Raw genomic sequence first — 8,555 nt, forward strand, 5'->3', positions numbered from 1 at the left:
GTCGTCAGACGTGTATAAGAGCCAGCGGCACCACACGCACCTTGTCCGGATCACCGTTGAACGGCACATCCTCGATCAACGTCCCATCCCGATCCAACAACACCGCGTCGTACAGGACCGGTTCCGACGCGCCCGACCCGGCCGGTTCCACCCGGCCTGGCCTGCGCTGATCCGGCTTCACCTGGTCCCGTCGCACGGGCGGCGGGTTCCCGCGGCCCCGCGGAGTAAACATCAGCTACCCGGCGGTACGGCCCGTCGCCGTCGCCGGGGCCCCGCACCGTCGCCGGTCGGGCCTTACCCGTCGCTCCGGAGAAGCTAACGCGCCACCAGTTAGGTCCGGCGGGGCGCCGGGTACAGAACGGCGGTGGCGATTGTGGAGACTGTGATCGAGGCACCCCCGCAGCAGGTGTTCGCCGTGCTGGCCGACGGGTGGACGTACAGCGACTGGGTCGTCGGGACCGTGCACGTGCGCGACGTCGACGCCGACTGGCCGGCGGTGGGCGCCCAGTTGCACCACCGGGCCGGGCCATGGCCGTTCTCCCTGGAGGACTCCTCCACGGTGCTGGTCTGCGAGCCGCCCCACAAGCTGGCCATCCGGGCCGGTCTCTGGCCGGCCGGCGAGGCCATCGTGGTGTTCACCCTGGAACCGGTGCGTGACGGTCGCGCCACCCGGGTCCGGATCGGCGAGGACTTCGCCGCCGGCCCGCTGCGCTGGATCCGCAACAAGCTCAACGACCTGGTGCTGCGTCAGCGCAACAAGGAAACCCTGCGCCGGCTCGCCGACATCGCCACCCGGCAGAAGGCCGACGAACGTCCGCGACGGTGACGTCGGCGCCCGGCGGGCACACCGGGCGCCGGGCGGGGAGCCTCGACGGGGTCGCAGGCGGCAGTGGCTACCCTTTGGGGGAAAACCGTCGGCAACCAGAGGATGTCCGTCATGATCGAACCCGTGGAGCTGCCCTCGCCCTGGCGGGACGCACGCCTGACCGTCGTGGTCCCCACCTACAACGAGGCGGGCAACCTCCCGGTACTGGTCGACCGGCTCCTCGCCCTGCCGTTGCCCGGGCTGAAGGTGCTGGTCGCCGACGACAACTCCCCCGACGGCACCGGCGAGGTGGCCGACAAGCTGGCCATCGAGCACCCCGAGCGGGTGCAGGTCGTGCACCGCGCCGGCAAGGAGGGTCTGGGCCGGGCGTACGTCGACGGCATCGGCCGGGCCCTCGACGGGGGCGCCGACTACGTCGCGCAGATGGACGCCGACCTGTCCCATCCGCCGCAGGCGCTGCCCGGCATGCTCGGCGCGCTGCTGTCCACGCAGGCCAGCGTGGTGATCGGCTCCCGCTACGTGCCCGGCGGGGAGCTTGACGAGAACTGGCCGCTGTACCGCCGGGCGCTCAGCGGCTGGGCCAACCTCTACGTGCACACCCTGCTGCGGGTGCGCATCCGCGACCTCACCGCCGGTTTCAAGATCTGGCGGGCGGACGCGCTGCGCGACATCGGCCTGGAGCGGGTGCAGTCCAACGGCTACAGCTTCCAGGTGGAGATGCACTACCTGGCCACCAAGCTCGGGCACACCATCCTGGAGGTGCCGATCCGCTTCGAGGAGCGGCGCGACGGCACCTCGAAGATGACCACCGCCACCAAGGTGGAGAGCGCCCTGATGCCGTTCCGGCTGCGTGCCCGGCACCGCAACCTGGAGCGCTGAACCGCCCGGGCGGGCAACCCGCGCCGGGCCGCGCGTCCCCGCCCGGCCCGGCCGCGCGGCGTCCGCCTCAGCGGTAGACGGCCCGGTGTGCCGCGCCGACGGCCCGGGCGTACAGGCCGCCGGTCACCGCCCGGTCCCGGTTGAGCGCCACCCGGGCCGCGTGCGCGCCCGGAGCGCCGTGCACGCCGCCGCCCGGGTTCGCCGAGGCGTTGGCCAGGTAGAGCCGGTCGACGGGGGTGTCCGGCCGGCCGAGTCCGGGCACCGGGCGCAGGAACAGCTGCTGGTACGCGGCGGCGGTGCCCCCGCCCACCGCCCCGCCGACCAGACCCGGATTGCGTTCCTCCAAATCCGCCGGGCCGGCGACGAACCGGCCCCGGACCCGCGCCGTGAACCCCGGGGCGTACCGCTCCAGCAGCGCCTCCATCCGGTCCACGTGCGCGGCGACGTCCTCGGCCCGCCAGTCACGACGGAACGGCAGGTGGGTGTACGACCAGAGCGATTCCGTCCCCGCCGGTGACCGCCCCGGGTCGGCGGTGGTCATCTGGCCGACCAGCAGGAACGGTTCCCGCGGCAGGTCGCCGCAGGCCAACTCGGCGGCGTACCGGGTGAGGCCGTTGACGTCTGCGGCCAGGTGCACCGTGCCGGCCCCCCGCAGCTGCGGGTTGGTCCACGGCACCGGTCCGTCCAGCGCCCAGTCGACCTTCACGGTGGAGCCGTCCCAGCGGAAGTGCGTCAGGTCCTCGACCAGCCGGGGCGGCAACGCGTGCGCGCCGACCAGATCCAGGTAGAGCGCGGGGGCGGGCACGTCGGCCAGCACCGCCCTGCGGGCCCGCCAGAGCGCGCCGCCGACGGTTCGCACGCCCATCGCCCGGCCCCGGGCCACCAGCACCCGGTCCACCCGGGCGCAGTAGCTGATCCGGCCGCCCCGGGCGAGCAGCCGGTCGACCAGGGCATCGGTGATCCGCTGCGCCCCGCCGACCGGGACCGGCCAGCCGACCTCCTGGCCGAGCATGGCCAGCAGCCAGCCGTAGATGCCGGAGCCGGCGTCGTCCGGGGACAGGTCGGTGTGCAGGGCGCAGCCCGCCATCAGGGCACGGGCACCCTCGCCCCGGAACAGTTCGCGGCCGAACTGGCGGACCGGCAACACCAGCCGGCGGGCCAGCCGCAGCGCGCCGGCCGTGCGGAGCCGGGCGAACAGGTCCAGGCCGTGGCGTACCGGCGGGAAGGGGGTGAACAGGGCTTCCACCAGCGGCCGGGAGACCCGCCGCCAGTCGTCGTAGGCGTCGAGCCAGCGCTGCCCGTCCCCGGGGGCGAACCCCTCCATCGACGCCGCGCTGCGCGTTGGGTCACGGTTGAGCACCGCCGCCCGCCCGTCGGGCATCAGGTGGGCCAGCACGTCCGGGGCGTGGGTCCAGGTCAGACCGTGGGCGTCGAGGCCGAGCCGGCGCAGCACCGGTGAGGCGTACCCGAGGGGATAGAACGAGCTGTAGAGGTCACTGAGGTAGCCGGGGGCGGCCACCTCGGCGGACCGGACCGCGCCGCCGGGCGCGGCGGTGGCCTCCAGCACCAGCACGTCCCAGCCGGCGTCGGCGAGCAGGTTGGCGGCCACCAGACCGTTGTGCCCGGCACCGACGACGACGGCGTCCGCGGTCTCCGTCCCGCTGTCGATCATCCGATCCGCCTACCCGGCCAGCAACCGGGCGAAACGCGTTTGCCCGGCTGGGAGCCGGGCATCCCCTGCCGCATGTACAGGGTTGAACAGCTCATCGGTGGAGTGTGGGGCGCGGGCGGCGAGGGTGGTGAGCTGACGGTCCACGATCCGGCCGACGGCTCCCCGGTCAGCACGGTGCCGGTGGCGACGGCGGGCGAGGTGGCCAAGGCGGTCGGGGCCGCACGGGCGGTGGCCGCGGAGTGGGCGGCGACGCCGGCGGCGCACCGGGCGGCGGCCCTGCACCGGGCGGCGGACGCCCTGGCGGCGGCGGCCGACGAGGTGGCGGCGGCGATCACTGCGGAGATGGGCAAGCCGCTGGGCGACGCGCGGGGCGGCGTCGAGGCGGGGATCGGCACGCTGCGACAGTACGCCGAACTGGGCCCACTGCGGGGCGGGCGGACGCTGCACGGCGACGGCACGGCGATCGACTTCATGGCCCCGGAGCCGCGCGGCGTGGTCGCCGCGATCACCCCCTGGAACGACCCGGTGGCGGTCTCCTGCGGCCTGCTGGGCGCGGCCCTGGTGACCGGCAACGTGGTGCTCTACAAGCCCAGCGAGCGGACGCCCGCGACCGGCTGGATGTTGGCGAGGCTCCTCGACGGGGCGCTGCCCTCCGGAGTGCTGTCCCTGCTCACCGGCGGCGGTGAGGTGGGCGCCGCCCTGTCGGCCCAGGAGGTGGACGTGGTCGCCCACGTCGGTTCGACCGCCACCGGCCGGGCCATCGCCGCGGCCTGCGCCCGGACCGGGGCGAAGGCGCTGCTGGAGAACGGCGGCAGCGACCCGCTGGTCGTCGACACCGGGGTGGACCCGGTGTGGGCCGCGGAACAGGCGGCAACCGGCACGTTCGCCAACGCGGGGCAGATCTGCGTCGCGGTGGAACGCATCTACGTCCACCGGGACGTCGCGGAGGACTTCGTGGACGCGCTGGCGCATCGGGCCCGGGCGCTGAGGATCGGGCCGGGACGCGACCCGGAGACCGAGCTGGGGCCGCTGGTGGACCGGCGGCACCGTGACCACGTGCACGGCCAGGTGACCGCGGCGGTCGCCGAGGGCGCGACGCTGCGGACCGGAGGCACGCTCCCGGACGGTCCGGGCGCGTACTACCCGGCGACCGTGGTCACCGACTGCCGCCAGGACATGACGCTGGTCCGGGAGGAGACCTTCGGCCCGGTCGCCCCGGTGGTCGTGGTGGACTCGTTCAGCGAGGCGCTGCGCTGCGCCGCCGACTCGCCGTACGGGTTGGCCGCGACCGTGCTGACGCCGTCGATGAGCCACGCCCAGCGGGCCTGGCGGGAGTTGCCGGTGGGCACCGTGAAGGTCAACGCGGTCTTCGGCGGCGCGCCGGGCGGTGCCGCGCAGCCGCGCCGCGGCAGCGGCCAGGGGTTCGGGTACGGCCCGGAACTGCTCGACGAGTTCAGCACGGTCAAGACGGTGCACATCGAGGCGCCCGGGGGCGGCCACTGGTGAAGCGGCACGACAGGGGCCGTCCGCGCCGGGACGGCCCCTGTTCGCGTGCCCGCGTGGCGACTCAGCGGCCGCGGGACCTGACCTTCTCGCGGGTCTTCGTGGTCTGCCGGTTGTTGGCCTTCTCGATCGCCTTGACCAGTTCCGGCTTGGTCATCCGGGACCGTCCCCGCACGTCCAGCTTGCGGGCCACCTCCATCAGGTGGTCCTTGGTGGCGTTGGCGTCCACCCCGCCCGCGGTGGGGGCCCGTCGGGCGGGGCCGCCGCCGGCGGCCTGCCGGTCGCTGGGGCCCCTGCGTCCCTTCGGTTCCCAGTGGTCGCCGACCTTCTCGAACTCGTGCTTGACGGCGGCGAACGCGGTGCGGTGTGCCCGCTCCCCCTCGCCGTACGTCTCCACCGCCGAGTCGTGCGTCTTCTCCCAGGTGCGCTGCGCCTTCTCCGGGGAGCGCCGCAGCGTGCTGGGGATCACCTCGCGCCCGGGCATCTCGTCCTCCTGTCTGCGTGTCCTCCCGTCGACGGTTCCCTGGGGCCCCGGTGGCAAACGCCGCCAGTCGGGTTTGTCGATTTCCGCCCGGGGGTACCGGCGTGGCCAGGTGACCAGCCGGGCGTCGGGGCGTCCGGGAGCGGGCGAGGAGCGGCGATGGCAGCGACCACGGAGCCGGCCACGACGGCCGGCCGGCCGGGGCTGCCGATTCCCCGCCGGGTACGCCAGCTCAACCGGGTGACCTGGCGTGGGGTGCTGGTACGCGGCGGGCGCAACTTCGTGCGGGACAACTGCGCGGACTGGGCCGCCGCGCTCACCTACTACGCGGTGCTGGCGCTCTTCCCGTCGACGGCCGTGGTGGTCGCCCTGGTCGGTCTGGTCTCCGAGGGCGAACGGACGGTGGACACGGTGCTGGGCCTGGCCCGGGACATCGGGGCCGGGTCGATCGTCGCCAACGACGGCTTCGTCTCGGTGGTGCGGACCGTGGTCGACCAGCACGGCGGGGCCCGGGTGCTGCTCAGTTTCGGCCTGCTCGGCGCCCTCTGGTCCGCGTCCAGCTACATCGGGGCGTTCACCCGCGCCTCCAACGCCATCTACGGGGTGGCGGAGGGCCGGCCGTTCTGGCGGCTGCGCCCGCTGCAGATCGGTCTGGCCGGGGTCTCGCTGGTCCTGCTCGCCGTGGTGGCTCTCGGCCTGATCATCAGCGGCCCGGTGACCGACGCGGTGGGTGACCTGGTGGGCGCCGGGGGCGTGGCCCGCACGGTGTGGAGCGTGGCCAAGTGGCCGGTCCTGGCCCTGGTGGCGATGATCCTGCTGTCGCTGCTGTTCTGGATCGCCCCGAACGTGCGCCAGCCCCGGTTCCGCTGGCTGACCCCCGGCGGGGCGGTGGCTCTGTTCTCCTGGGTGCTCGCCTCCTTCGGTTTCGGCCTGTACGTCGCCAACTTCGCCTCCTACGACGTCACGTACGGCGGCCTCGGCGCGGTGATCGCCTTCCTGGTCTGGCTCTACCTGTCCAACTCGGCGCTGATGTTCGGCGTGCAGATCAACGCGGAGTTGCAGCGCGGGCGGATGCTCCAGGCCGGGGCGGCGGACCCGGGGGAGCCGGTGCTGCCGCCGAAGGCCGCCGCCGGTTCGTGACCCGGTGCCGGGTTCGGCGTTTCCGGTCGGCCCCCAGGGGTAGCACAGACGGCATGGAACGTGGCAGCAGCAAGCACGGACCGAGGCTCGACGAGCAGATGAGCCAGGAGGTCGCCGGCCTCGTGCAGGGGCCCGGCACCGGAGGCTCGCGCGCCGAGGAGTTCCGCGAGCCCGAGCCGGCCGGCGAGGACCAGCCGGGCGCGACCACGGCCCCGGCGGGCGAGTTGCGTACCGGAGCGCCGAAGGGCATGAGTTCCACGGACGTGGAGGCGCGCAGCCGACTGGGGCGCTTCATCACGATGTCGGCCCTGCCCGGCGACCGCGCGGCGTTGGTCGCGAACGCCCGCGACAACGAGGCTCCCGACGACCTGGTCGCGGAGCTGGAGCGGTTGCCCGACGGCACGCGCTACCGGACGGTCTCCGAGGTGTGGGCCGCCCTCGGGCACAAGAACGAGACGACGCGCTGGTGAGACGGGTCGACGCACGATCCGTCGAGGCGACCAGCGGCAGAGGAGGAACGCTTTCATGAGCGGCGTTATCGAGCACGTGGAGGTCGCCGTCCCGATCCGGACGGCCTACGACCAGTGGACCCAGTTCGAGGAGTTCCCCCAGTTCATGGAGGGGGTCGAGGAGATTCGGCAACTGTCGGACACGATGACGCACTGGACGGTGGAGATCGCCGGCGTCAAGCGCGAGTTCGACGCCGAGATCACCGAGCAGCTTCCCGACGAGCGGGTGGCCTGGAAGTCGACCGGGGGCACCCGGCACGCCGGTGTGGTCACCTTCCACCGCCTCGACGACAACCAGACCCGGGTGACGCTGCAGATGGACTTCGAGCCGCACGGCGTAGTCGAACAGGCCGGCGACAAGCTGGGCGTGGTGGACCGCCGCGTCAAGGGCGACCTGCAGCGGTTCAAGCAGTTCATCGAGCGGCGCGGTCAGGAGACCGGCGCCTGGCGCGGCACCGTCGACCGGCCCCAGCCCTGATCCCTCCCCCGCACGTCGAGACGTGCCTGATGGCCGCCGGATCACCGGCGGCCATCGCCGTCTCCGGCCTCCGTTTGCGATCACCGGGCCCGGGTACCGCGATGGGATGACGGAGAACGACGACAGGGCGTGGCGGGACGAGCAGAAGATCCCGCTGGAGGAGTTGGACCGGGCGATCGCCCGGTCGACCATCGACGGGCAGGCCGACGACGTCACCGGCAACGACGCCGGCGAGGAGGCCGCCTTCGGGCACGGGCCGGAGGCGGCGGACCGGGGCGCCGGCCCGGAGGCGGAGCGGCGCGAGATGACCGACTCGCGGAGGGCGTACCGCCCGTCGACCACGGGACGGACCGGCCCCGACACGATGTGACGGGGTGCGCCGGCGGACGGGTGCACCCGTGCGCCGGCGACGCGGTCACCGGCCCGGCCGGGCCGGGTCCTACCCTGGACCGGTGCTGCTGCCCCTGCCGCCCGGCGAGTTCCGGGCCTACCTCTTCGACTGCGACGGCACCGTCGCCGACTCCATGCCGTTGCACCACGCCGCCTGGCGGCAGACGCTGGCCGAGTGGGGTTGTGACTTCCCCGAGGAGCTCTTCTACGCCTGGGGCGGCCGGCCGGTGGTCGACATCGTCGCCGACCTGGCCGCCCGGCACAGCGTCGCCATGCCGGTGGAGATCGTCGCCCGTCGTCAGGAAGAGTGCTACCAGCGGCTTCTGCCGACTCTGACCGCCGTTCCGGGCGTGCTGCGGCACATCGAGGAGGCGCACCGCAGGGTTCCCTTCGCCGTGGTCTCCGGGAGCACCCGCGAGTCGGTGACCGCCTCGCTGCGCGCGCTGGGCCTGCTCGACCGGTTCGACGTCCTGGTCTGCGCCGGGGACTACACCCGGGCGAAGCCGGACCCGGAGTGCTTCCTGCTCGCCGCCCGGCTGCTCGGTGTGCCGCCGGAGTCGTGCCTCGTCTTCGAGGACACCGACCTCGGCGTGCAGGCGGCCACCGCGGCCGGGATGGCCGCGGTCCGCGTACCGCCACCCCACCAGCGGGTGGTCCCCGCTTCGCGCCCGCCCTCC

The 8,555-nt window shown here is 73.9% G+C and carries 10 protein-coding genes and 1 pseudogene; 8 read left to right on the top strand and 3 right to left on the bottom strand.

The window, feature by feature from the left end; all coding sequences use genetic code 11:
• Window positions 1-25: 25 nt before the first annotated feature.
• Window positions 26-232: pseudogene (locus tag E1165_RS26355) on the bottom strand (hypothetical protein); the annotation flags it as partial.
• 132 nt (window positions 233-364) lie between these two features.
• Here E1165_RS26355 and E1165_RS26360 point away from each other — a divergent pair.
• Together E1165_RS26360 and E1165_RS26365 are read left to right on the top strand one after the other, a co-directional pair.
• On the top strand, window positions 365-826 hold the full coding sequence (locus tag E1165_RS26360) for an SRPBCC family protein (RefSeq protein WP_132394426.1): 462 nt from the start codon (window positions 365-367) through the stop codon (window positions 824-826).
• Window positions 827-937: 111 nt separating this feature from the next.
• Window positions 938-1,705 carry a polyprenol monophosphomannose synthase gene (locus E1165_RS26365; RefSeq protein WP_132394427.1) on the top strand — a complete coding sequence of 256 codons (768 nt, stop codon included), beginning with the start codon at window positions 938-940 and terminating at the stop codon, window positions 1,703-1,705.
• Window positions 1,706-1,772: 67 nt separating this feature from the next.
• On the opposite strand, the gene E1165_RS26370 is transcribed toward E1165_RS26365, so the two are convergent.
• Window positions 1,773-3,377, bottom strand: a complete 1,605-nt coding sequence (locus E1165_RS26370) for an NAD(P)/FAD-dependent oxidoreductase (RefSeq protein WP_132394428.1) — start codon at window positions 3,375-3,377, stop codon at window positions 1,773-1,775.
• 72 nt (window positions 3,378-3,449) lie between these two features.
• On the opposite strand from E1165_RS26370, the gene E1165_RS26375 reads away from it, so the two are divergent.
• Window positions 3,450-4,883, top strand: a complete 1,434-nt coding sequence (locus E1165_RS26375) for an aldehyde dehydrogenase (RefSeq protein ID WP_132394429.1) — start codon at window positions 3,450-3,452, stop codon at window positions 4,881-4,883.
• Between the two features lie 61 nt (window positions 4,884-4,944).
• On the opposite strand, the gene E1165_RS26380 is transcribed toward E1165_RS26375, so the two are convergent.
• On the bottom strand, window positions 4,945-5,364 hold the full coding sequence (locus tag E1165_RS26380; protein WP_132394430.1) for a ChaB family protein: 420 nt from the start codon (window positions 5,362-5,364) through the stop codon (window positions 4,945-4,947).
• 156 nt (window positions 5,365-5,520) lie between these two features.
• Between E1165_RS26380 and E1165_RS26385 the strand changes: the two genes are divergently transcribed.
• The 5 genes from E1165_RS26385 to E1165_RS26405 all read left to right on the top strand — a co-directional run.
• Window positions 5,521-6,501, top strand: a complete 981-nt coding sequence (locus E1165_RS26385) for a YihY/virulence factor BrkB family protein (RefSeq protein WP_132394431.1) — start codon at window positions 5,521-5,523, stop codon at window positions 6,499-6,501.
• Between the two features lie 53 nt (window positions 6,502-6,554).
• On the top strand, window positions 6,555-6,971 hold the full coding sequence (locus tag E1165_RS26390) for a DUF2795 domain-containing protein (protein WP_132394432.1): 417 nt from the start codon (window positions 6,555-6,557) through the stop codon (window positions 6,969-6,971).
• Window positions 6,972-7,026: 55 nt separating this feature from the next.
• Window positions 7,027-7,488: an SRPBCC family protein gene (locus E1165_RS26395; protein WP_132394433.1), complete on the top strand. Its 462-nt coding sequence runs from the start codon at window positions 7,027-7,029 to the stop codon at window positions 7,486-7,488.
• A gap of 106 nt (window positions 7,489-7,594) precedes the next feature.
• Window positions 7,595-7,858 carry a hypothetical protein gene (locus tag E1165_RS26400; protein WP_132394434.1) on the top strand — a complete coding sequence of 88 codons (264 nt, stop codon included), beginning with the start codon at window positions 7,595-7,597 and terminating at the stop codon, window positions 7,856-7,858.
• A gap of 82 nt (window positions 7,859-7,940) precedes the next feature.
• A partial coding sequence (locus tag E1165_RS26405; RefSeq protein ID WP_132394435.1) for an HAD family phosphatase occupies window positions 7,941-8,555 on the top strand: 615 nt, incomplete at its 3' end.

The sequence above is a fragment of the Micromonospora sp. KC723 genome (assembly GCF_004348595.1).
In the GTDB taxonomy this organism is placed as follows: Bacteria; Actinomycetota; Actinomycetes; order Mycobacteriales; family Micromonosporaceae; genus Micromonospora.